This window comes from Shewanella xiamenensis, assembly GCF_014647135.1.
In the GTDB taxonomy this organism is placed as follows: Bacteria; Pseudomonadota; Gammaproteobacteria; order Enterobacterales; family Shewanellaceae; genus Shewanella; species Shewanella xiamenensis.
Genome location: NZ_BMOP01000022.1, coordinates 29,992 through 51,488, shown reverse-complemented (window position 1 = coordinate 51,488; position 21,497 = coordinate 29,992). Strand labels below are relative to the sequence as shown.

The 21,497-nt window shown below is 47.1% G+C and carries 21 protein-coding genes; 8 read left to right on the top strand and 13 right to left on the bottom strand.

Annotation, left to right across the window (positions count from 1 at the left end; all coding sequences use genetic code 11):
* Window positions 1-7: 7 nt before the first annotated feature.
* The 7 genes from IEY09_RS16090 to sirA form a co-directional block, all read right to left on the bottom strand.
* Window positions 8-499: a nitrous oxide reductase accessory protein NosL gene (locus IEY09_RS16090; RefSeq protein WP_037413896.1), complete on the bottom strand. Its 492-nt coding sequence runs from the start codon at window positions 497-499 to the stop codon at window positions 8-10.
* 117 nt (window positions 500-616) lie between these two features.
* Window positions 617-1,564: an NrfD/PsrC family molybdoenzyme membrane anchor subunit gene (gene nrfD, locus IEY09_RS16085; protein WP_037427338.1), complete on the bottom strand. Its 948-nt coding sequence runs from the start codon at window positions 1,562-1,564 to the stop codon at window positions 617-619.
* A gap of 2 nt (window positions 1,565-1,566) precedes the next feature.
* The gene (locus IEY09_RS16080; protein ID WP_037427340.1) at window positions 1,567-2,274 is read right to left on the bottom strand and encodes a 4Fe-4S dicluster domain-containing protein; all 708 of its coding nucleotides are present in this window, start codon (window positions 2,272-2,274) and stop codon (window positions 1,567-1,569) included.
* An 86-nt stretch (window positions 2,275-2,360) separates the two neighbouring features.
* Window positions 2,361-3,035 (bottom strand): tetratricopeptide repeat protein, encoded by a 675-nt coding sequence (locus IEY09_RS16075; protein ID WP_188871855.1) that lies wholly within the window; start codon window positions 3,033-3,035, stop codon window positions 2,361-2,363.
* Window positions 3,036-3,112: 77 nt separating this feature from the next.
* A complete protein-coding gene (locus tag IEY09_RS16070) occupies window positions 3,113-3,892 on the bottom strand; it encodes an FKBP-type peptidyl-prolyl cis-trans isomerase N-terminal domain-containing protein (protein WP_037413888.1) in 780 nt (259 codons plus the stop codon).
* A 93-nt stretch (window positions 3,893-3,985) separates the two neighbouring features.
* Window positions 3,986-4,426: a rhodanese-like domain-containing protein gene (locus IEY09_RS16065; protein ID WP_037427342.1), complete on the bottom strand. Its 441-nt coding sequence runs from the start codon at window positions 4,424-4,426 to the stop codon at window positions 3,986-3,988.
* Between the two features lie 61 nt (window positions 4,427-4,487).
* The gene (gene sirA / locus IEY09_RS16060) at window positions 4,488-6,617 is read right to left on the bottom strand and encodes a dissimilatory sulfite reductase SirA (protein ID WP_037413884.1); all 2,130 of its coding nucleotides are present in this window, start codon (window positions 6,615-6,617) and stop codon (window positions 4,488-4,490) included.
* A gap of 502 nt (window positions 6,618-7,119) precedes the next feature.
* On the opposite strand from sirA, the gene IEY09_RS16055 reads away from it, so the two are divergent.
* The 4 genes from IEY09_RS16055 (at window position 7,120) to IEY09_RS16040 (ending at window position 11,063) form a co-directional block, all read left to right on the top strand.
* The gene (locus IEY09_RS16055) at window positions 7,120-9,177 is read left to right on the top strand and encodes a heme lyase CcmF/NrfE family subunit (RefSeq protein WP_186293735.1); all 2,058 of its coding nucleotides are present in this window, start codon (window positions 7,120-7,122) and stop codon (window positions 9,175-9,177) included.
* 4 nt (window positions 9,178-9,181) lie between these two features.
* Window positions 9,182-9,631 (top strand): cytochrome c-type biogenesis protein, encoded by a 450-nt coding sequence (locus tag IEY09_RS16050; protein WP_037413880.1) that lies wholly within the window; start codon window positions 9,182-9,184, stop codon window positions 9,629-9,631.
* Window positions 9,632-9,647: 16 nt separating this feature from the next.
* Complete coding sequence (locus tag IEY09_RS16045) at window positions 9,648-10,232, top strand: TlpA family protein disulfide reductase (RefSeq protein WP_037413878.1); 585 nt, start codon at window positions 9,648-9,650, stop codon at window positions 10,230-10,232.
* A 252-nt stretch (window positions 10,233-10,484) separates the two neighbouring features.
* The gene (locus tag IEY09_RS16040; protein ID WP_144375726.1) at window positions 10,485-11,063 is read left to right on the top strand and encodes a nucleoside triphosphate pyrophosphohydrolase family protein; all 579 of its coding nucleotides are present in this window, start codon (window positions 10,485-10,487) and stop codon (window positions 11,061-11,063) included.
* Window positions 11,064-11,108: 45 nt separating this feature from the next.
* On the opposite strand, the gene IEY09_RS16035 is transcribed toward IEY09_RS16040, so the two are convergent.
* Both IEY09_RS16035 and IEY09_RS16030 read right to left on the bottom strand, forming a co-directional pair.
* On the bottom strand, window positions 11,109-11,336 hold the full coding sequence (locus tag IEY09_RS16035) for a helix-turn-helix domain-containing protein (protein ID WP_039978987.1): 228 nt from the start codon (window positions 11,334-11,336) through the stop codon (window positions 11,109-11,111).
* 2 nt (window positions 11,337-11,338) lie between these two features.
* Window positions 11,339-11,857, bottom strand: coding sequence for a DUF2975 domain-containing protein (locus IEY09_RS16030; RefSeq protein ID WP_069453716.1), 519 nt, complete (start codon window positions 11,855-11,857; stop codon window positions 11,339-11,341).
* A gap of 157 nt (window positions 11,858-12,014) precedes the next feature.
* On the opposite strand from IEY09_RS16030, the gene IEY09_RS16025 reads away from it, so the two are divergent.
* Window positions 12,015-14,075, top strand: a complete 2,061-nt coding sequence (locus IEY09_RS16025) for a prolyl oligopeptidase family serine peptidase (protein ID WP_188871853.1) — start codon at window positions 12,015-12,017, stop codon at window positions 14,073-14,075.
* A gap of 159 nt (window positions 14,076-14,234) precedes the next feature.
* Window positions 14,235-14,525, top strand: coding sequence for a helix-hairpin-helix domain-containing protein (locus IEY09_RS16020; protein WP_188871851.1), 291 nt, complete (start codon window positions 14,235-14,237; stop codon window positions 14,523-14,525).
* Here IEY09_RS16020 and IEY09_RS16015 read toward each other — a convergent pair.
* Window positions 14,522-15,628: an AI-2E family transporter gene (locus tag IEY09_RS16015; RefSeq protein WP_188871849.1), complete on the bottom strand. Its 1,107-nt coding sequence runs from the start codon at window positions 15,626-15,628 to the stop codon at window positions 14,522-14,524. The genes IEY09_RS16020 and IEY09_RS16015 overlap by 4 nt on opposite strands.
* A gap of 278 nt (window positions 15,629-15,906) precedes the next feature.
* On the bottom strand, window positions 15,907-16,965 hold the full coding sequence (locus tag IEY09_RS16010; RefSeq protein ID WP_188871847.1) for an NAD(P)H-dependent flavin oxidoreductase: 1,059 nt from the start codon (window positions 16,963-16,965) through the stop codon (window positions 15,907-15,909).
* Window positions 16,966-17,355: 390 nt separating this feature from the next.
* Here IEY09_RS16010 and IEY09_RS16005 point away from each other — a divergent pair, with 390 nt between their 5' ends.
* Complete coding sequence (locus IEY09_RS16005) at window positions 17,356-17,772, top strand: DUF2541 family protein (protein ID WP_047536814.1); 417 nt, start codon at window positions 17,356-17,358, stop codon at window positions 17,770-17,772.
* A 91-nt stretch (window positions 17,773-17,863) separates the two neighbouring features.
* Entirely contained in the window at window positions 17,864-18,256 is a 393-nt protein-coding gene (locus tag IEY09_RS16000) for a DUF4156 domain-containing protein (RefSeq protein WP_047536811.1), read from the top strand.
* 76 nt (window positions 18,257-18,332) lie between these two features.
* Here the strand turns inward: IEY09_RS16000 and ubiA are convergent, their stop codons facing one another.
* Window positions 18,333-19,193 carry a 4-hydroxybenzoate octaprenyltransferase gene (ubiA, locus tag IEY09_RS15995; protein WP_047536808.1) on the bottom strand — a complete coding sequence of 287 codons (861 nt, stop codon included), beginning with the start codon at window positions 19,191-19,193 and terminating at the stop codon, window positions 18,333-18,335.
* 125 nt (window positions 19,194-19,318) lie between these two features.
* The gene (uvrD, locus tag IEY09_RS15990) at window positions 19,319-21,487 is read right to left on the bottom strand and encodes a DNA helicase II (protein ID WP_188871845.1); all 2,169 of its coding nucleotides are present in this window, start codon (window positions 21,485-21,487) and stop codon (window positions 19,319-19,321) included.
* Between the last annotated feature and the right edge of the window lie 10 nt (window positions 21,488-21,497).

The following is a 21,497-nucleotide window of genomic DNA, read 5'->3' as shown; positions in this document are numbered from 1 at the left end:
CAATCGCCTACTTATCGCCAGCGAGTAATTCGAGAGTGATATCTTCAAAGGTTAATACGCGTCCACCGTATTCCTTTGCAAAGGCTTCGGCGGCGGCTTTAGTGCTAAAAGGTGCGACTGCTGGCCCCATCACGGCTTTTTTACTGGTGCCGTAAACATAAAATGCGCTGGCGGCATCGATAAAGGCGCCATCATCAGGCTGTTCCCAATCGGTTGTCGCGGCGTCATGCACCATCATGTAAGCAATTTGTCTTTTATTTTCAGGCTGTAAGGCAAAGTTAAACATATCGCGGCTAGAGCAAAACTTAGGCACCATCTTCTCGGCCTTAAGGTGTACTTGACCCTTTGGTCCAGGGTATTTAGTGATCACCATACCGCATAGGTGGCAACGATCATGCTCGTGGATCATCTCGGCTTTGTGTTGGTGATCGGTCGCTTCGCTCTTATTGCAGCCTAATAACAAAGGAGCGAGTAGTAACAACCCAAAGAACTTTTTCATGCTGTTAATCCTTTGAAAAATATCAACGCCTCGCCAAGGCACCTTGCAGGGACAGACCTCTTGCGACGAGGGTTGATAAAAAAATGGTTCATCAAAGGCCGAGGCCTTAGTACATCGTTAAATCGCGTAGTTTTGGCCCGCTAACAGGATAAAGAGTCGTAGACACATCATCCCCACTACCGCACACATTCCCGACATATAAAACGCTTTGGCCGAATGGCTAAAATGTTTACCCGTCGCAAAGTTCAGTAGCAGTGGCGCGGCAAAGCCGATACCTACAACACCAATCCAAAATACGCTTGCCCACACACCTTCATGGAAGGCGGCAAAAGCAAATTGACCACCGGCATTACCCGTTAATAGTGCTGTCGCGATCATGAAAATAAACATGGCTTCGGCGAACATAATCGGCCACTCAGCGCCGTGTAGAATCTTCATTTCGCCGCTGTGCAAGGGCTCTTTAAATAACCACACCGCCAGCATTTTGGCTGAAGCGCCACCCGCGGATAGACCCGAGGCAATAAACAGCGCAGGGAGTACCGAGGTGTTGATCAGCGGGAAGCGGATCAGCGCAGAAATCAAGAAGCCTGTGTAAGCACACACTGATAACGCCAGTATTAAAACGAGCGCTTCCATTGGGCGTCTAAAGCCTTTTAACTTGGCAATAATCGGCGCTAAAAACTTCAATTGTGGGATGGCCATCAGCTCTTTTTCGAGGGCTAAAAGTGCCACCACTGCCACTAACGGGATATACACCGACAGCGCAATAACACCAATCGACATCACAGAATTTAAGTTATAAAACACCAAAATTCGCCAGAAGAATAAGGGGTTAGTCAAGTCGAGTACCAGACATAACATCCCTAAGCTAATGGTTACAAAGGACAGCAAAGTCGCGGCTTTTAAGAAGGCGGTATTTTCAACCTGGCCTAGGTAAAAACGCAGCGCCAGCGCAATGGTTAACGCCCCGCCCGAAATCCCCGCGAAAAATAAATACACTGCAATCGGCCAAGGCCAAGCAACGCCTTGGGATAAGCCGAGGGTAAATTCCATACTGGTATCCATATTTACACTCCCAGTTTGACGATTGGTATGTAACGTAAGCTCGGCTCAGTACCAAACTGCGGCTTAATCCGCACTGAGTCTTTTACCGCCAATAACTTACTCACATAGGACTGAGGATCATTGGCATCACCAAAGATCAGCGCGTCGTACTTACAGCTCTGTACGCAGGCGGGTAGCTCGCCCTTAGACAGCTTGCTATGCAAACAGAAGTCACAGTTATCCGCCACATCCGTCTCTTTGTTGATGTAACGAGCGTTGTAAGGGCAAGCACCAATACAGTACTTACAACCCGCACATTTGCTCGCATCCATAGTCACGATGCCCGTTTTCGCGTCGCGGTGCGCCGCGCCCGTTGGACAAACAGTGACACAGGGGGCGTTTTTACACTGCTGGCAGGAAACCCGCACAAACTTACGCTCACAGTCACAACTCATCTTGCCGCAATGAGGGCAGGCTTGACCTTCAACACGACCACTTTGCTGCTCAAGGATCACCCGAGAAACACCCGCGGGTAAGTTGTTTGCTTGGTTACAGGCGGTTTTACAATCACCACAACCGACACATTTATTTTGGTCAAACACCATGACGTAATGGGACTTATGGGCGCTGTCAGCATCTTCTTTGACCGAACAACCCGCTAAAGGTGTTAACATCAAAGAGCACATGCCAGCGCTTTTAAGGAACCTCCGTCTCTCTATATTTTCACTCACAACATCCTCCATCTATCGGTTTTATACCGACGTTTTTATTTATATCGTTATCGTTCCTACATGCCTGAAAATGGCTAGCGACTTGATTAATATCCACTTTCATTCAATTTGCTTTGGGCCTTGCCAATGGCGTTTAAAATGGCCTCACGATTAATCTCTGCCGTTGGCTGTGACAGTAGTGCCTGCCAATGGTCTGTCGCCTCTTGGTAACGCCCATGAAGATACGCATCGGTGGCCTGTAACATGCGGGTCTGCGGCTCAAAGGGCGCAAATGCCAAGATCTGTGCAATCAGCGCTTGGGTTTGCGGCGTCATTTGGCGACCATCGCGGTAATAGAGTGCATTCGCTTTAGCGCCTAGCACCTCGGCATCTTCTCCCACCAACGCAAGCAACTTGTCCAAGGTCTGCACCGCATCGCTATATAAACCACCCGCGCTATAGGCCTGGGCAAGTGACATCAATGCCAGCGGGTTTTGTGGTTGATCGTCCACCAGGCGAACGGCTTTGGTGATATCGGCTGCCACTAAGTAGTCAATATGCTCATTGACTATGCCCTTATCCCAATCCTGGTAACGCCCCGTTTGGCTGTAGATAGCGAGCGTCATAGCAAGCAATACACCACTGCACAGCACTGGCAACCCAGGGGAGACTAAAGGCAGCCCCGCAACGGTTTGCTGTTGATTTAAGCGTGCGTGTTGCCAAAATATCCAAGCAACAAATCCGCTTAATAGGAGTGCGATGGTGAACCCTAAACTTGCCATACCTAACCTCTTTGCTTGCCGCCCCAAGCTTATGACTGAGCGAACAAAACCGAACGCTCAGTCCCCGATGTTTGCTCTTAGTGAGCAGGCATCATGCCCATCATGCGGGCTTCTTTTTTCTCACTTGGCTTTTCGATATTTTTCAGTTCGATTTCAAAGATCAAGGTAGATTGCGGTGGAATTTCACCCACAAATTCATTGCCATAGGCTAAGTTTGCTGGGATAACAAAGCGGTATTTAGAGCCCATTGGCATCAGTTTTAAGCCTTCTTCCCAACCAGGGATTACCGTCATTAAGGCAAAACGCGTAGGGTCTTTGCGGCCAACGGTGTTTTCAAATTCAGTACCATCGATAAGCTTGCCAACGTATTCAACGGTGACCACGTCCTCAGGATTAGGTTTGTTACCGGTTCCTTGGGTTAACACTTCATATTGCAGGCCAGATTCGGTCACAATCACGCCAGCTTTCTTTTTGTTTTCAGCAAGAAAGGCTTCACCCGCCTTGGTATTTTCAGCAGCTAATTTTTCAGCGTTGGCTTTTCTCACTTGATTTAATTCTTCGGCGCGTTGATTGAGATACGTCACCACTTCTTCATCGGTTAATTGCTGTTGTTTTTTCAGCGCGTCCACAAAACCTTGAACCACTAAGTCCACATTCACTTCTGCGCCCAGTTCCACTTGGTTATAAACCTGGCCAGAAATGTAGTTACCGACAGAGGCACCGATACTGTAAGACGCTTTATCTGCATCGGTTTTAAGGCTTGGGGCGGCAAAGCTCGCCATAGACACAAACAGTGCGGCGCAGGTCGCCACTGTGATGGTTTTTGGGATAAAAGACGTTGGCATAGATGTTTTCATTTTATGTTCTCTACAATTTAGCCCTGGGGCTTGGTGCGTTAGCCGAAAACGTATGGACATTGCCCATAACCGATTAATATATTTATTTGATTACTAGGGTTTTTCTGTTGTTCTTCCAGACATGCGCCAACCGAAAATACCATCGGCCATATGGCGTACACCGGTGTAACCTAGCTTCATGGTTTCCCGTGCAGCCATGTTGCTGGCGGTACAAAGGCGGTTAGCGCAATAAAACACCATCACCGCATCTTTATTCTTTGGAAGTAACTCTCTCCAATTTTGAACATTGAAAAAAACCGCCCCGGGGATAAAACCTTCCGCCCAGATTTCCAGCGTGTTTACGTCGAAAAAATAAACCCCTTGCTTACCGACTAAGGTCTCTGCTTCCCGCATGGAAATAGGATTCAACTGAATTTCGTTATAGGGTGCTTCAGAAATATCAGAACCGCCCCCTGCAATGGCTGGAAGGCTGATGCCACCCAAGCTCAGTGCCATTAAGCCGCCTATCAGGCTTTGTCGGATCACGTTATTCATTATTTGGCCTCGTATATTCCCCGGCACGGATGTGCCGGGGACAAGTTAGACTCGAGTCGAACTAGATTTTCTGTGCGCTCAGACCTTTACCATCGATAATGGCTTGGGCTTGAGTGACATAGGTTAAGGCTGCATCGAGACGTTTCAGTGAGTAAGTTGGGCCGTGCGCACCCCATGAGCCGTCAGCCTTGATCAGGCGAACAACATCTTGGGCTTTGTCGGTCAACATCAGCACTTGAGTCTTGTCTTCTACCGACAGCTTGGTGACTTCTAACAGCTTGTCGATACGGGCAAGGGCTTGTTCTACTTGGGCAAAAGTTTCTTTAACTGGTTTTTGCCACTTTTGAACTTCACCGTAGATTTCCATCTGGTCTTCAAAGTGCAGACCCACTTCAAGTTCAGATTGGAACTGGCTGTGACAACCTTTGTTTTCCACTACATCGTGGTCTGAAGCCGAAGTACGGGCACAGGTCCACATTAGGTCGAGGTAGTTGTAGCCGTTTTCATCTTTCGCCACAGTCCAACCTTTGGTCGTCGCATCGCGAGACTTACCTTCTGGTGGGTTAAGGGTCTTACGCAGTGGATCGACATCAATCTTCCACATGTGTGACTTACGAACGTTGTCGAAGCCCGCCATATCTGGGAATTGGATCGCAGTGAAGTTTTCACAGCTTCCCATGTTTGGCATGTGACAGCTTTGGCAAGTTTGGTTGCTGTGGGTGTTAGTGTTCTTAGCAATCTCGGCTTGAGCCGTATGACACTCAGTACACTCTTTGATGATTTTTGGTTTAGTAATGCCTGACTTCCAATCACCATCGGTCACTTCGTGAGGATCGTGACAGGTTGAACAACGCATACCTTTGTCATAGTGAGCAGAGGCAAACATTTGTGAACCTTCAGTACCGCAAGATGGGCAAGAAGATTTCATCTTCACGTTGAAGGCATATTCCAGCTTCTCTTTACCCTGTGGCGTTTCAGCTAACTCTTCAACAAAGTTGAAGCGTTGGTGACAACGTTCACAGTTAGATGGCATACCGCCACCAATACCGCCGTCTAAGTGGCCGCCTGCGCCATGACACTCTTCACAGGTAATCCCTTTAGAAATCGTGTGTTTTTGCAGCTCTTTCGGGTTGCCTAAAGCAGCGAAGAATTCATCTTTCGTTTGGAAGTCAAACTTGAAGCTATGGCACATTTCGCAATAGGAGCTAGCTGGTTGGAATAGGAATTCCTTCTCATACTTAGCACCGTATGAACTCATGCCCCATTGGTGTGAACCGCTGGTACCAAAATCTTCCATTTTGACGGGGAAACTTGGAATAGCTTTGTTAATTTTTGCAGCCATTTCAGGAGTTAACCACTCAGCCCAACCGCGGGAGAATTGGTTACCACCAGCGACCATAGTACCAGTGCCATCTTTCAACAGACCGTCTTTCACATGGTAAGTACCGCGCACTAGGTAGGCGTCGATAAAACCATATTTAGTACGTGGCGTACCCACAGTCGCGTAGATAGCGTCTGGCGTAATACCCGATGGCAGAATCGTGGTATCTTTGGTGGTATACATGGTTTTTTTCAGGTCGTTATCGACTTCTGGATGTTCGCCAGGGAAGCGAATCGTCTTAGAGTGACGTGAACGTCTCCATTTTTCGTATTGCGGCCCATGACACTCACCGCATTTTTCTGGGCCCACAAACTTGTTAGGGAAATCTAAAATCGATTTTGCCCCTAAACGGTATTGCAGTGCTTTTGGACGCTGACCATCGTTATAAGAGCTATAACGTACAGCGGTGCCATCGGTTGAGTTCACTTCTTTACTGTGTTTACTGTAAGCAACACTGTCACCACCGTGTAAATATTCTTCACCACGGTCACTGACTTTATAAGTGCCTTTTAAACGACCTTCTGCGTCATATTTAAAAACTGGGTGATTTTCAAATAGAAAATCAAACAATTCTTGCTCTTGAACAATATAATCCTGCAGTGTTTTAACACCACGGGATTTCTCCATTAAATTTTCATTTAAATTGGGGTTAGCCAAGATATCTTGAGTATAGTGAGTTTGTTGTTTATTACCCACACCAGGGACCACTTTACCATCCGATTTAGCATCGGATGCGATTGTGGTAGCGCTTACGGCAGAACCTAAACAAAACAGCACGCCTAAGGCTGTTTTGGTTTTCCATCGCTTCATCATTCACTCCTAATTTATCATTAGTTTTATATTTTCCACTGAACCTAACTGTTCACTGAACGACATAAACAATTGACCAGTGACGGCATAATGAATGAGAGAAAAAGCAAAAAATCTGCGCTAGAGCACATTAAATTTTGATTCAGAAATCAATAGAGCTAAAAATCAAAAAATACAAACAAATCATAAACTTGATAAAATTTTATTAGTGATTTTTTAGATTTTAAATCTGTTTTTTTACATCTAAAAAAACCTAAAAACAGCTTTGATTTTTCAAAAAGAACCAAAGCCACAAATGACGATTTTAATACCGAGACAGATCACATTCCTTCCGTTAAAACTCAGTTACCCTGCAAGCCAATCGTGGAATGGGTAAAGACTCAACATCTAACTTACCTAGATAAAAACAAATAAGTCTGTACCGATTAACCGCTAAAAAGTAACTTCTCATTAATTTCAGTATTAATGTAAATCGATAACTAATGCCATGCAGGAAATATCAATGATAAATATGATTCCAGAAATAGGGCACATATTGCTAATCATGAGCACTGTTTTTGCATTATTGTCGGCAACGAATCATTTAATTGGTAGCTATCGGAATAACGTTTACCTAATCCACTTTGGCAATAAATTATTTTACGCACTATTTATTACCTTATTTGCCGCACTGTGTAGCTTAATATTTAGCTTTATTAGCGATGATTTTTCAGTCGCCTATGTTGCCAACCATTCTAATAGTCAACTCGCTGTGGGCTATAAAATTGCGGCCGTGTGGGGCAGCCATGAAGGCTCAATGTTATTTTGGGTGTTCGCCATTGCCCTATGGGGCGCAGTGATCAATTGGCGCCAAGCAACGAATAAGGTTAATCTCGATAGTGCCAGTTTACAGGCTGATAAGGCTTACTTTGGCCGAGTCCTCGCAATTTTGGCCTTAGTGATCCTCGGCTTTAATTTGTTTTTACTCTTTACCTCCAATCCCTTTGCCCGCTTGCTACCAAATATTCCAGTCGAAGGGCGCGACCTTAACCCCATATTGCAGGACATAGGCTTAATACTGCATCCACCTATGCTGTTTTTGGGATATGTCGGGCTAACGGTTTGCTTTGCCGCAGCACTGGCATCGTTACTGGGAGGAAAGTTACCGACTCGCCACCTCGAATACATGCGCCCTTGGGTGCTATTGGCGTGGATTTTCCTCACAGGGGGCAATGCCTTTGGTTCTTGGTGGGCTTATAACGAACTGGGCTGGGGCGGTTGGTGGTTTTGGGATCCCGTTGAAAACGCGTCATTTATTCCTTGGCTGGTTGCGACAGCGCTGGTGCATTCTTTAGTGCTCACCCGAAAAACACAGGGCTTTACTCTTACTACACTATTTTTATGTTTATTAGCATTCTCCCTCAGTTTGTTAGGCAGCTTTTTGGTGCGTTCCGGTATCGTGCAATCGGTACATGCCTTTGCTGCTGACCCAACCAGAGGTATGTCAATCCTATGTTTATTAGTGCTTTTTGTTGGTGCTGCCCTATTTATTTTTGCGATAAAAGCCCCAGCACTGAGACGAGAAGTCACCCATGCTCTATTAAGCAAAGAGACCTTATTACTGCTTGGGGTGATCGTGCTGGTAGTCGCGGCTTTTTCCGTACTACTTGGCACCTTTTATCCCCTGATATATGAGCTGTTAAACCTGGGTACTTTGTCGGTGGGCGCACCTTATTTTAATGCGATTTTTGTCCCATTGACCTTTATCGCTGTCGTCTTAATGGGCCTCGCCCCGCTACTCAATTGGGGGCAATCCACCCACAAACCACTCAAGGTATTGGCCGTCCCCACTGTAGCCATTGCCATTATTGCAACAGTGCTGGGTTATCAAACTAAAGGCGATGGCGCATTATTCCTCGTTCTTGGCAGTGCCAGCGCGTTATTTTTATTGTTATGCCTTGGTTTGAGTCTAAAGATGATACTCAAGCCACCACGCGGCGCTCCAGAACACTTATCCACGGCACGACCAATCCAGCCGTCAGCATCAAAGCGCGCAAGGGTCGCCATGATGCTCGGACACTTCGGGGTTGTAGTGACGATTATCGGCGCAACATCGGTGTCTTTTTTCGAGCAGGAAGCCCTGCTACGAATGGGGCCAGGCCAAGGTAAACCGTTAGCGGATTATGTGCTGGTGTATGAGAGTACCGAGCAAGTTGAGAGCCAAAGTTTTACTGCTATTCAGGCCAATATCAGTGTACGCGATGCCAAGCAGGACGATCGAGTACTGGGCTATATCCAACCACAAAGACAAACCTTTAAAAGCAATGGTATGGAGATGTCCCACGCGGGCATCGACCACGGTTTTTGGCGCGATATTTACGTCTCAATGGGACTGCAACTGAGCGACACTGAGTACCTGATCCGCATTAGCTATAAACCATTAGCGACTTGGATTTGGCTAGGCGCCATGTTGATGATGCTCGCAGGAGCAATCGCAGCGTGGCCCGTCAGACAAGTTCGCCATGTTGAACACACAGAAGCACTGAGGGCAGCAGGTACCCCTCAGCTAGGGAGACTGTAACCCCATGAATCCATTATTTCGCTCCCCCTATTTGAGTTTATTGTTTTGGTTGTTGTCACTCATCCTCTGTTTTGGCGGAACAACCTTTCTCGCGACGGCACAGGAAAGCTCGGATATGGGCACATCCTATCAGCAACAGGCAATAGCGATCAGCAAAGTACTGCGCTGCCCGATGGCGACCAACCAAACCTTATTCGAGTCGCAGGCACCTATCGCCCATGAGCTCAAGGGGCAAATTTTTTCGCTGCTAGAACAAGGCTATAAACGGGATGAGATCCTCGATTTTATGGTGCAGCGCTACGGTGAAAAAATCCGTTATCAGCCAGAATTAAAACCCTCAACACTGGCGCTTTGGCTAGGCCCACTGGCGTTATTAATCATAGGGTTAGGCTTAGGTCTTACCCTGATAAAACGCAAGTCACCTTCCGCTAACAACGCGACTCGCTCAGTTTGAATATAAGGATAAACCCATGAAATCATCCACAGCCAAGCTCACCCTCCTTTGCACTTCATTGCTGCTGAGCTGCGTCGTGCAGGCCCATTCTCTGCAAAACAAACTCTATGACACTGGCGAAGCAATTCCAAAACCACGAGTCATGACGGGTTTTATTGAGATGCAACATGCCCGCGGGATACCCGAAGTGCCTTTTATGGATGAAGCTGGGCAAGCACAAAGCCTCAAACAACATCAAGGTAAGCTTACGCTAGTAAACCTCTGGGCAACCTGGTGTGTCCCTTGTTTAAGGGAAATCCCCGAGCTGCAAAAACTACAACAGCAATTTGCCGATAAAAAAATCGCTATTGTGCCAATTTCAATTGATGAAGAGATAAAAGAAGTACGCCCGTTTCTTAATCAGCATGGTTTTAATCAATACAGCACTTGGCTCGACCCCAACAAAAATATCGAGCAGATCATTCCTGCCAATGTGGTTCCTGCGACTTATTTATTTGATGCAAAAGGTAATCTTGTTGGATTTGTTCGTGGCTATTTAGATTGGTCTGACAAAGAGGTTGCCCCTTATTTGGATAAGCTGATCGCCAAATACGCGCAATAAGCCGTTAACCCAGCGGTCAATGACGAGGTCTTTAGTGACTTAGTCCGTGCCTGTTAATCAAATCTCCATTCGGTGTCCACCCTAATCTTTGCCGAAACCCGCTGCTCCCCGATTTGGCAGCGGGTATTTTTTACTTCAAGGCCAGCACACTTTGTATTCTGCGCCACCTTTCTTTAGAATTGCCGCAGTTATCCATAAATCGATTTCACCAATCTATTTGTAAAACCTATTGATAAAATCTAAGGCACTCCGATGAAACTCAGCTGTTTAACTCAACCTATTTATGACCACTTGTATCGTGATATCAGTGAGTTTCGCAGTACCTTCGACCTCGCCGTCAACGATTCCAGCTCATTGGATGATAAGGCTGACACCTTACATACTTCGCTGATTATTGAAGAGTTAACTGAACTTGCCGAAGCCGATAGCCGTATCGAACAAGCCGATGCGATTGTCGATTCAGTGTATGTGTTGATGGGGCGTTTAGTGCACTTAGGCGCCGAGCACATGCATGACAAATTAGAAATCAGCTACCTTATCGACTTGCTGCTGTGTGTCGCCAAAAACCGTGAAATTGACTTTATCGCCTGCTGGGACGAAGTCCATTCGAGCAATATGAGCAAAGTGTGCCGCAACGAGCAAGAGCTAGCCGAAACCATTGCTTTTTATGCCGAGCAAGGCGTTGACATCGTCGGCAGTAAAAAGGGCGAATTTATCATCGCCAAATGCGCTAAAGATGTAGAAATGGCCGGTAAAGTCGTGCGCCAAGGCAAGGTACTGAAATCCGTTTATTACCGCCCAGCGGATTTAACTCAGTTAGTAAAAGCGTAAAACCGCAAACCTAGGCTGCACAGCATGCAGCCTAGGCATCTCCCCTTAGTCCGACGTATCTTGCTCAGCATCCTTTCGGTATTCCAAAATATCCCCCGGCTGACAGGCTAAGTATTCACAGATACTCGCCAAGGTATCAAAACGCACCCCTTTGACTTTGCCCCGCTTAAGCAAGGACAAGTTAGCCTCGGTAATGCCTACTGCCTTGGCAAGCTCTTTAGAACTCACCTTTCGCATCGCCATCATGACGTCTAAATTAACGATAATATTCAAGATCAAACAAACTCTTTGTTTTCCGCCTCGTAATCGCGGGCGGCTTTAAGCAAATACACGATAAGCAACATCAATAAAATCGTGGTGATATTGCCAAAATCAAGCACTAATTCGATGCGACCATCCTCAAAAAATGACTGATGATAATAGCCTATGCCTAAGTTTTGTAGCATTTCAAACACTAAAGCGGCGGCTTTCAGCCATACGAGCCACAAGTAACATTTCATACTCTCATCACTGAAAAATAACCCCCGTTGATAGCAGGATAAGAGCCGTTGTAGCCAATAAACACCGACTAAAAATGAGATAAATAATGGGGTTAGCATGACGATCAACAGGTTTCGGTTAGCGTTCGGCAAGTTCCACAGTTCGAGGAACTGGGAATTACTGGTATTGAAGCGGATCTCATCATAGGCCCAATAGCTATAAAGCAGATGGGCGATAATCGCCACAGCAGACAAGAGCACCAGCCAGCGACAAAAGCCACTGATTTTTATTAATTTTTTAAAATTTTGATTCATCCACTCACCCAAACATCATCCCAAGCCGTTCATAGCGAACGAACACCAGTATAATCCTTCGACAAAAAATATTACAAAGAAATATAATTTTATTGTTTTACGATAATTAATTTTCGTATTAGCATAATGTCAATTTTCCTAAACTAAGGTTACGACAATGCAAAAATTTCCTTTTACGAGTCAGTTATGCAGTGCTGCCATTGCCGCCGCACTGCTGCTGACGGGTTGCACTACGGCGGATGTTCGCAACGAGCAACCTCAAGTTGCCGCGACACAGCAAACCGAGGCGCCGCTCATTCCTATCGAAAACTTCTTCAATGAGCAAAGCATTCGCCATCTAAAAATGTCCGACGATGGCAAGTGGCTTGCCTTTGTGAAGGAGTACCAAGGAGCCAGCAATATCTTCCTGATGGCCGATAAGGCCGACCTTGCCAGTGCCACACCACTGACCAAATCGGTAGAACCCATCCGCGCCTTCGAATGGTCCGCCAAGGGTAATGACTTATTCTTTATGAAGGACAAAGGCGGTAACGAAAATACGCAAATTTATAAGCTGAGTTTTGAGGAAAAAGCCGGCAAGATCACCGCCAAAGAGCAGCGCTTAACCCATAAGGACGATGTGCAATATAGCGTGCTCGAGCAGGTAAAAGACAATCCCGATTTGTTGGTTGTTCAAGCCAACCACGACGATTCGAGCCGCATGGATATTTATCTGCTCAATATCAACGACGGCAAGTTAACCCCTATCCTGAAGAACGAGCATAGCTTTACTCAGGTGAAGTTTAACAAGCAGGGTCAACCTGTGATTGCCAGCAGCAGTAATCTCGATAACACCAATGCCTTGTATGTGCTGATCGACGGTAAGTGGCGCAAGATCATTCAAAGTGCCAAGGGTGAGAGCATCGATATTCTTAAAGTGAATGATGCCAAAAAACTCGCCTATATCAGCGCCAATATCGGCGATCGCGATAAGCAGGAATTGCTGAAAGTCGATCTGATGACGGGTAAATATGAAACCATTCACAAGGATCCCGATAACGAGGCCGACGTCTTTGGGGTACAGTTTAGCGACGCGGGTGAGCCCTTAGCGGTTGGTTACTATGGTGGACGCTTACGGGTTTATCCCTTAAATGCCGAGTTTGCTCGTCATTGGGATGTGATTAATCGTCATTTTAATCAAGATGTTGAAATCACGATTGGCGAGATGAACGAGAAAACCCATCTGTGGCAAATTCATGTCGCCAGCGACCGAGCCGCAGGCGCTGACTATCAATACAATGCCACCACGGGGGATATCCACCTGTTAGTGGATATTCCGGCCAGCATTCCAGCTGATCAACTCTCGCCACGCCAATCGATTTTGTATACCGCGCGGGATGGCGTGAAAATCCAAGCTTATTTAACGCTACCGAAAGGCAAACAGACTCAGCTACCGACCATTATCCTGCCCCATGGCGGACCTTGGGCACGGGATTTTTGGACGCTCGACTCGGGCTACTTCCACGCGATTGCCCAGTTCTATGCCAACCGTGGTTATGCCGTATTACAACCTAACTTCCGTGCCTCGACGGGTTTCGGTAAGAAGTTCTTAAACTTAGGCAACCGTAACTGGGGGATTGGCAGCATGCAGCACGATCTCACCGATGGTGCCAATTACTTAGTCGAACAGGGTATTGCCGATAAACAGCGTTTAGGGATCTTCGGCGCCTCCTACGGTGGTTATGCGGCACTGTCTGGCGCGACTTTTACACCTGACTTGTACCATGCTGTGATCGCCTATGTAGGGCCATCGAGCCTAGTGACACTGATGAATTCCTTCCCCGACTACTGGCGTCCCTATTTAGGTCAATGGTTTGAGTCGGTTGGCGACCCGCAAATTGCCGAGCAGAAGCAAGATATGGAAAATCGCTCACCAATTAACTATGTCGATAATATCAAGGCGCCATTGATGCTGATCCAAGGGGCGAACGATCCACGCGTCACGCAAATTGAGTCGGATAATATCGCCAAGAAGATGTATCAAAAGTCTTTACCCGTTAAGTACGTACTGGCAAAAGACGAAGGACATGGCTTTAGTAAACGTGCCAACAAGCTAGCCTCGATTGTCGCCACCGAACAGTTTTTTGCTGAGCATTTAGGTGGGCGTGTCGACACCAATGTGAATCCTGAAATTCTAAAACACTTAGACAGCTTGAACGTCGACATCAGTAAGCTCTAAACTTTTGCCGCCTTTACCAAGGAAGAGAAAGGCGGCAAACTAGCCTAGATTTTATATATAAGCTCACCTTCAGCTCTCAAGATCATGCCGGATAACGAGCAGAAAACCGTAACAATCTATACTTAAAGATGGAATATTTCAGTTGGTTAGGGATAAAGAATGAATCCAGCAAAGGTTGTCAGAACCCAAGTAAAACAATTAACGGATTTACCGAATATTGGTAAGGCCTGCGCGGCGGATCTACGTCTGCTCGGCATAGAAACGCCAGTGCAATTGCTTGGGAGAAATCCCTATGAAATGTATCAAACCCTGTGTGACAAAACGGGGCAAAGACACGATCCCTGTATGCTCGATGTGTTTATTTCGATTACCCGCTTTATGGCGGGCGACGATCCTCAACCTTGGTGGTTTTATACCGAGGAGCGCAAACAAGCACTCACTCGTCCTTAATTTGAATGGCCGTATTCCTGCGGTGATTCAAGGGATTCAGTTACAACCGAACTATCAGGGTCATCCCTTAACCATTCGCGCCAGATAGCGACTAACAGCGCCATCAACACGGGGCCGACAAACAGACCCACAAAGCCCATGGTTTTCACCCCACCAATCAAGCCGAAAAAAGTCGGTAAGAAAGGCAGCTTAATAGGCCCACCAACCAGATTAGGGCGCAGGGTTTTATCGACGATAAACAGCTCGATACTGCCCCAGAGGAATAAGCCGACCCCAGCAGTCATATCGCCAGTGCCGACTAAGTATAGTGAGATCAGGGTAAACATGGTTGGCGCGCCGCCTGGCACTAAGGCCATAAACGCGGTCAACACCCCAAAGGCCACAGCCGAAGGCACACCCGCAATCCAGTAGGCAATCCCCAGCACTATGCCCTCACCGATGGCGATAAGCGTCATGCCGATAACGGTTGAACTTACCGTCGCGGGCACCACGCGGGAAAAGTGATACCAGCGGGCGGGTAGAATACGCTCACCGACAATATCAATCTGCTTCGCCACCGACGCGCCATCTTTATATAAGAAAAATAAGGTGATCAGCATAAACAACAAGGTCAGCAGCAAGCCTAAAGTATTCCAGCCCAATTGCAGCACCCAACGGGAAATGCCTGTCAAATTTTGTCCGCTAATTGCACTGACTATCTTGCCCAGTTCATGGGGTTCCCCAATAAACTGTTGCCATTGTTGGGTAAACCACGCACCAACCCAAGGTAAATCCTTAATCCAAAGGGGAACGGGCGCGCCATGCTGGTTAGCATACACCAACCATTCAGCCCATATCCTAATCTCTTGTAAAGCATAGGAAAAAACAAATATCAGCGGTGTAATTAGCCCGACAATAATCAAAACTAACGCGATAGTGGCAGACAGCGCCGAGCGACCACCGCATTTAACCAATAATTTTTGATACAGCGGCCAACTGGAGAAGCAGACGATCAGGGCGGCCAAGGCGGGAACTAAAAAATCGATAAAAAAGAAAACACCAGCACACAGCAATAAAATCAATAGGGTACGACCCACCGCAGCATTACTGATAATCTGTGCCATCCACATACTCCCACAATAGAATCCAACAACAAGGTGGAAAACTCGGCAGAGTGCCAAGCAACAACCAGCCTTTGGGTGTTCCCCATTTTGTTAGCCAGTTTATTGCGCAGTGCTTTCCATGGGCAACGACATTTAACAAAAGCGTGAGTAGTGTATCAGTGGTGCTTGCATCCCCAAAGGTATTCAAATGTCTCGAAGGCCAAATGGCTGAAAATCCTTATGGCGCGGCCTTGAGCCTTGGAATTAACAGTAGATGCAGGCTTTGCGCCTGTAACTATTTATTGGATATTAAACCCAAAGCCTAAAGCCAATTGCCGTGTCAGTTCGGCTGCGGGAATCGTTCGGCAACCACTGGCATTTTGCCCGCACCACAGCGGACTAAAATCGCCAAATCCTTGTCGCTCCGCCGCCGTCCTTAAGCCTGCAACCGCTGAGGATGCCAAGGGGAAATCCGGTACTGCCTCATTCATCGGCCCCATTTCAGCCATAAAGCGGTTTACTATGCCGCGAGCGGGTCGACCAGAAAATAAATTAGTCAGCGCCGTATGCTGCGCGGCATCGCTTTGCAGCGCCTCACGATGGATTGCACTGGTATTGCACTCAGGGCAGAGTAAATAAGCAGTCCCCACTTGCACGGCCGAAGCGCCCATCGTCATGGCAGCGCGCACGGTTTTCGCATCCACTATGCCACCTGCGGCAATCACCGGAATATCCACCGCCGCAATAATTTGCGGCAGTAGGCTAAAAGTGCCGAGCTGCTCGGTTAAATCCTCGGATAAAAAGTGCCCTCGGTGCCCACCCGCCTCAAGGCCTTGGGCAATAATCGCATCGGCGCCGTGGGCCTCAAGCCAGAGTGCTTCCTCGACGGTTGTCGCCGTAGAGATAACTTTTGATCCCCAAGCTTTAATTTCCAGCAGCAATTCTTCATCGGGCAAACCAAAGTGAAAACTCACCACCTCGGGCTTAAATTTGGCTAACACCTCGGCCTGTGACTTGCTGTAGGGTGTACGCTGGGCGCCAGCAGGCTGCACACTTGAGTCGAGATTAAATTCCGCAAAATAGGGGGCTAACTGTTCGAGCCAAGTCGCTTGCTTGGCCGCCTGTGGCAGAGGCTCGCTATGGCAAAAGAAGTTCACATTGATAGGTTTAGTCGTGTTGGCTCGAATTTCGGTTAACTCAGCTTCAAGCGCCTCGAGGGATAACATGGCGCAAGGTAATGAACCTAAACCACCCGCCTCAGACACGGCGATAGCAAGCGTACTGCCTTGCACTCCAGCCATAGGCGCTTGAATAATCGGAAATTCAATCCCAAATAATCGTGTAAGTCGACACGGCATACTTCACCTCCTTTGAACTTAATCCTGCTGTCACTCACTCCGCAGCAGTTACTCACTCCGAGACCGCCAGCTTAAACAACGATTAACACCAAACTGAGTGGCATTTATCACAATCTACCAGAAAACTGCACGCAACTTGTAGTATTTGCCAAATATTGAAAAATCGGTAAATTGGCTTAGATCATAAAATGTCATGCGTTAAGGGATATTTAAGTCTAATTAAAAGTAAAAATAATATCGGCATAATTTAAATTACATTTGTATCATAATGCAAAACACATATTGACCTTATTCAAATAAAACCCGTGATATCAGCCGCACTAAGCGATAAAAAAACTATTTAGGTTACATTAAATACTTTATGATTCGCCCCCATTTTTTGGAGGCCATATGTTAATAAAATCTAGTCTATTTTCGACGTTCAATATTAATCGAATAATTATCTGCTTACTCTTGATGTTTACCACATCCGTTGCCTATGCAAAAAAAGATGATAATGACGATGAAATCACCCTTGGCCGCACCATATTACTCGGCATTGGCGATCATCCAGCCACCATACCTTTGATCATTTGCCGACAGGCAAAATATATCAAAATCAAAGCAGAAAGAGATGTGAGTATCGATCGCGTTGTCGTCACCTATGGGGATGATAAAACCCGCACCATCAAATTTGATACCGATATCGACAAAGATGAACACTCGGAATGGAAATCATTAGGCGCCCGCCGCTGTGTTAAAAAAATTGAAGTATATGGAAACTCAGATCGTAGTAAAGCTGGGATAAAAGTATTAGGACGTAAATAACTTAAGTCATCAACAATAAGTATTAATCAGCTAATAATATTCTTTCAGCTAGCCGATTTCTATTAATAGTCTGAATATGAGTCATAAATAAATGAATTTTCGCACAATATTAATGTTATTACTCGGCCTTAATGTAACAGCGTGTGTTACCTTTCCTACTGAGGAATCGGCACATGTCAAAATATTATGGGAAAACTCCGCAGCTATTGAAAACTGTACTTATAAAGGCACAGTGATTGGTTCGCAGGGGCATTTCTATGATTATTGGCTGCACAGTGATAGGGATATGGTGTGGGGTACACTCAACGAGATGCGCATCAAAAGCCATGCGCTCGGCGCCGATACTGTTTATCTCTATCAACCGCTTAAGTTTTTAGGCTCTGTGACTATGATGGGAAATGCTTACCAATGCTCTGACATCCAAAGTTCAGCCAGTCAGTATCCGCAGATTGATGCGACGCAGGATACCACTTCGAGTCAGTGAGTCGCGGCTTGAACTAAGTTTTGAACGGCTATCAGGCGACACGCCTGATAGCACTCATACCAACGGAGAGGAAAACTTAAAACAGGTAATCGGCTCCCAGACCAATAAATAAGGCTAACCCTGCCCAGTTATTGTTGAGAAAGGCTTTAAAACAAGGGGCTCTCTCGCGGCCAAAAATCAACATCTGTTGGTAAGTGCTAAAACCAACAAAGGTCAGCAATCCTAGACCATAGAGCAGGCCACGGTCGGCACTCCAACCGGCTGCAATAAAACACAGCAGTGCAGCCAGTTGAAATAATCCAATGATTTGACGGTCGTATTTGCCAAAAAGAATGGCGGTCGATTTGATACCGACTTTTAAATCATCATCCCTATCGACCATGGCATACATAGTGTCGTAGGCCACGGTCCAAAACCAATTCGCCGCAAATAACCACCAAGCTTCGATGGGCACTTCACCGGTTTGCGCCGCATAGGCCATGGGGATAGACCAGCTCCATACCACACCCAAAAACATCTGCGGCATGTTTGTTACCCGCTTAGTAAAGGGGTAAATAATGGTGAGGATAATGCCTACAACGGATAATTTAACCACTAAGCCATTGAGCAGTAAGACTAAACCAAAAGCGGCTAAACCTAAGATCACAAACAGTAATAACGCTTCTTTGGTGCTGATTTCGCCGCTGGCGAGAGGGCGGGATTTGGTACGTTCAACATGGGAGTCGAGATCGCGATCGGCATAGTCGTTAATAATGCAGCCACAGGCACGCATAATCACCACACCAATAATGAAGATAATGAGTACCTTAAGATCGGGCATACCACCTGCTGCTAGCACCAGCGCCATCAAACACGGCCAGAGTAATAACAAGGTGCCGATAGGACGGTCGAGTCGAGTCAGGCGGGAATACACGTCCCACTTCTGCTTTAGATTCATTAACTAACTACTCCCAAACCTAATTTTTTATCTCGGTTGCTAGGGTAAACATCATATACCCTAGCCCCCTTTTAAGCGAATTTGCGCAGGCTGAAACTGTCACAAAATCATGACATTCATACCAATCAACGCGCCTCTAAGCGCGCGTAAGCCACCACCAGCCACTTACTGCCAAAATCACTAAAATTCACCTGTACCCGCGCCTGTGCGCCACTGCCTTCAAAGTTAGTCACTTTGCCATCACCAAACTTTGGATGATGCACTCTTTGGCCGACGCTAAAGCCAGTATCGTTGGCGACCGCCGACTTTTGCGCACTGAAGCGATTATTGGCCATCGGCGTCGACACCTGCGCCTTTAAGCGAATTTCGTCCACATATTGCGGCGGGATTTCCTTAATAAAACGCGATGGACGGGCGTAATCTTCACGGCCATAAATACGGCGGGACTCGGCATAGGTGATATAGAGTTTTTCCATCGCGCGGGTCATGCCCACGTAACAGAGTCGGCGTTCCTCATCGAGTCTGTCACCCTCTTCGAGCGCCATCTTACTCGGGAAGATCCCCTCCTCGACACCCGCCATAAACACCATAGTAAACTCCAGCCCCTTGGCCGAGTGCAGTGTCATTAACTGTACGGCATCGGTAAAGGCATCGGCCTGACCTTCGCCCGCCTCTAAGGCAGCGTGGGATAGGAAGGCGTTAAGCTCGCCCATATCCTCAAGCTCCTCTGGCATTTCGAAGGTGCGCGCGGCGGTAACGAGTTCCTCTAAGTTTTCGATACGAGCGTGGGCCTTTTCGCCCTTTTCCGCTTCGTACATGGCTTTGAGGCCAGAGGCTTGGATCACTGTGTCCGTCATCCGGTACAGCGCCATATCCTGGGTTTCTTCCTGTAGGGTGACGATAAGATCCATAAAACCACGTACCGCAGAGGCAGCACGACCCGCAAGCACTTTTTCATCCAGCAAACGTAAACAAGCCTGCCACAGGGTGAGTTCCTGCTGACGCGCGGTCGAACGCAGAATATCTAAGGTGCGATCGCCAATCCCACGGGGCGGCGTATTAACCACGCGCTCGAAGGCGGCATCGTCATTTTTATTGCTGATTAGCCGCATATAACCCATAGCGTCTTTAATCTCTTGGCGTTCGAAGAAGCGTAGGCCACCGTAAATACGATAAGCTAAACCTTTGTGCAATAAGGCTTCTTCGAGCACGCGCGACTGAGCGTTTGAGCGATAGAGAATCGCGCAGTCACTTAAATTGCCGCCTTTTTCGTACCAATCATTGATCCGGCCGACAATAAAGCGCGCCTCGTCCATTTCGTTAAAGGCGCAGTAGAGGGAAATCGGCTCACCATCGGCTTCGTCGGTCCACAGCTCTTTACCTAAACGCTCGGGGTTATTGGCAATAAGGGCGTTCGACGCCTTCAAAATATTACCCTTGGAGCGATAATTTTGTTCGAGGCGAATCGTGGTCGCCGTGGGGAAATCCTTCAGGAAGCGGTGCAGGTTTTCAACCTGAGCACCACGCCAACCGTAAATCGATTGGTCGTCATCACCCACTATCATCACATTGGCGGTTTGGCCGGCCAGCACGCGGATCCAGGCATATTGAATGGCGTTGGTATCTTGGAACTCATCCACCAGAATATGCTTAAAACGTTCTTGATAATGTGCCAGCAAATGCGGCTTATTGAGCCAAAGCTCGTGGGCACGCAGCAGGATTTCGGCAAAGTCGACAAGACCTGCGCGATCACAAGACTCTTGATAAACCTGATAAATTTTCAGTAGATTCTGTTCAATCGGGAAGCCACCCGCATCGATATGCTTTGGTCTTAATCCTTGGTCTTTTTTACCATTGATATAGCCCTGTGCCTGACGGGGAGGATATTGTTTTTCATCCAGATTCAAACTTTTCAGGATGCGTTTCAGCAAACGCAGCTGATCGTCTGAATCAAGAATTTGGAAGCTCTGCGGTAATCCTGCATCTTGGAAGTGAGTGCGTAATAAACGATGCGCCAGCCCGTGGAAGGTGCCAATCCACATCCGCCCCATATTGGTGCCAGCGACTTTTTCAACCCGCTCGCGCATCTCGGCCGCAGCTTTATTGGTAAACGTCACGGCTAAAATCGAGTAAGGACTCTGCTGTTCAACCTGCATTAACCACGCGATACGGTGGGTTAACACCCGCGTTTTACCACTGCCCGCCCCCGCAAGCACTAACATGCTAGATTGCGGTGCCGCGACAGCCTCGCGCTGCTTATCATTCAGGCCGTCTAGTAAAGAAGATACGTCCATTCTCGCCTCC

Coding starts and splice junctions, on each gene's coding strand:
- IEY09_RS16090 (WP_037413896.1), bottom strand. CDS start 499: ATGAAAAAGTTCTTTGGGTTGTTACTACTCGCTCCTTTGTTATTAGGC.
- nrfD (WP_037427338.1), bottom strand. CDS start 1,564: ATGGATACCAGTATGGAATTTACCCTCGGCTTATCCCAAGGCGTTGCT.
- IEY09_RS16075 (WP_188871855.1), bottom strand. CDS start 3,035: ATGGCAAGTTTAGGGTTCACCATCGCACTCCTATTAAGCGGATTTGTT.
- IEY09_RS16070 (WP_037413888.1), bottom strand. CDS start 3,892: ATGAAAACATCTATGCCAACGTCTTTTATCCCAAAAACCATCACAGTG.
- IEY09_RS16065 (WP_037427342.1), bottom strand. CDS start 4,426: ATGAATAACGTGATCCGACAAAGCCTGATAGGCGGCTTAATGGCACTG.
- sirA (WP_037413884.1), bottom strand. CDS start 6,617: ATGAAGCGATGGAAAACCAAAACAGCCTTAGGCGTGCTGTTTTGTTTA.
- IEY09_RS16055 (WP_186293735.1), top strand. CDS start 7,120: ATGATAAATATGATTCCAGAAATAGGGCACATATTGCTAATCATGAGC.
- IEY09_RS16050 (WP_037413880.1), top strand. CDS start 9,182: ATGAATCCATTATTTCGCTCCCCCTATTTGAGTTTATTGTTTTGGTTG.
- IEY09_RS16045 (WP_037413878.1), top strand. CDS start 9,648: ATGAAATCATCCACAGCCAAGCTCACCCTCCTTTGCACTTCATTGCTG.
- IEY09_RS16040 (WP_144375726.1), top strand. CDS start 10,485: ATGAAACTCAGCTGTTTAACTCAACCTATTTATGACCACTTGTATCGT.
- IEY09_RS16030 (WP_069453716.1), bottom strand. CDS start 11,857: ATGAATCAAAATTTTAAAAAATTAATAAAAATCAGTGGCTTTTGTCGC.
- IEY09_RS16025 (WP_188871853.1), top strand. CDS start 12,015: ATGCAAAAATTTCCTTTTACGAGTCAGTTATGCAGTGCTGCCATTGCC.
- IEY09_RS16020 (WP_188871851.1), top strand. CDS start 14,235: ATGAATCCAGCAAAGGTTGTCAGAACCCAAGTAAAACAATTAACGGAT.
- IEY09_RS16015 (WP_188871849.1), bottom strand. CDS start 15,628: ATGGCACAGATTATCAGTAATGCTGCGGTGGGTCGTACCCTATTGATT.
- IEY09_RS16010 (WP_188871847.1), bottom strand. CDS start 16,965: ATGCCGTGTCGACTTACACGATTATTTGGGATTGAATTTCCGATTATT.
- IEY09_RS16005 (WP_047536814.1), top strand. CDS start 17,356: ATGTTAATAAAATCTAGTCTATTTTCGACGTTCAATATTAATCGAATA.
- IEY09_RS16000 (WP_047536811.1), top strand. CDS start 17,864: ATGAATTTTCGCACAATATTAATGTTATTACTCGGCCTTAATGTAACA.
- ubiA (WP_047536808.1), bottom strand. CDS start 19,193: ATGAATCTAAAGCAGAAGTGGGACGTGTATTCCCGCCTGACTCGACTC.
- uvrD (WP_188871845.1), bottom strand. CDS start 21,487: ATGGACGTATCTTCTTTACTAGACGGCCTGAATGATAAGCAGCGCGAG.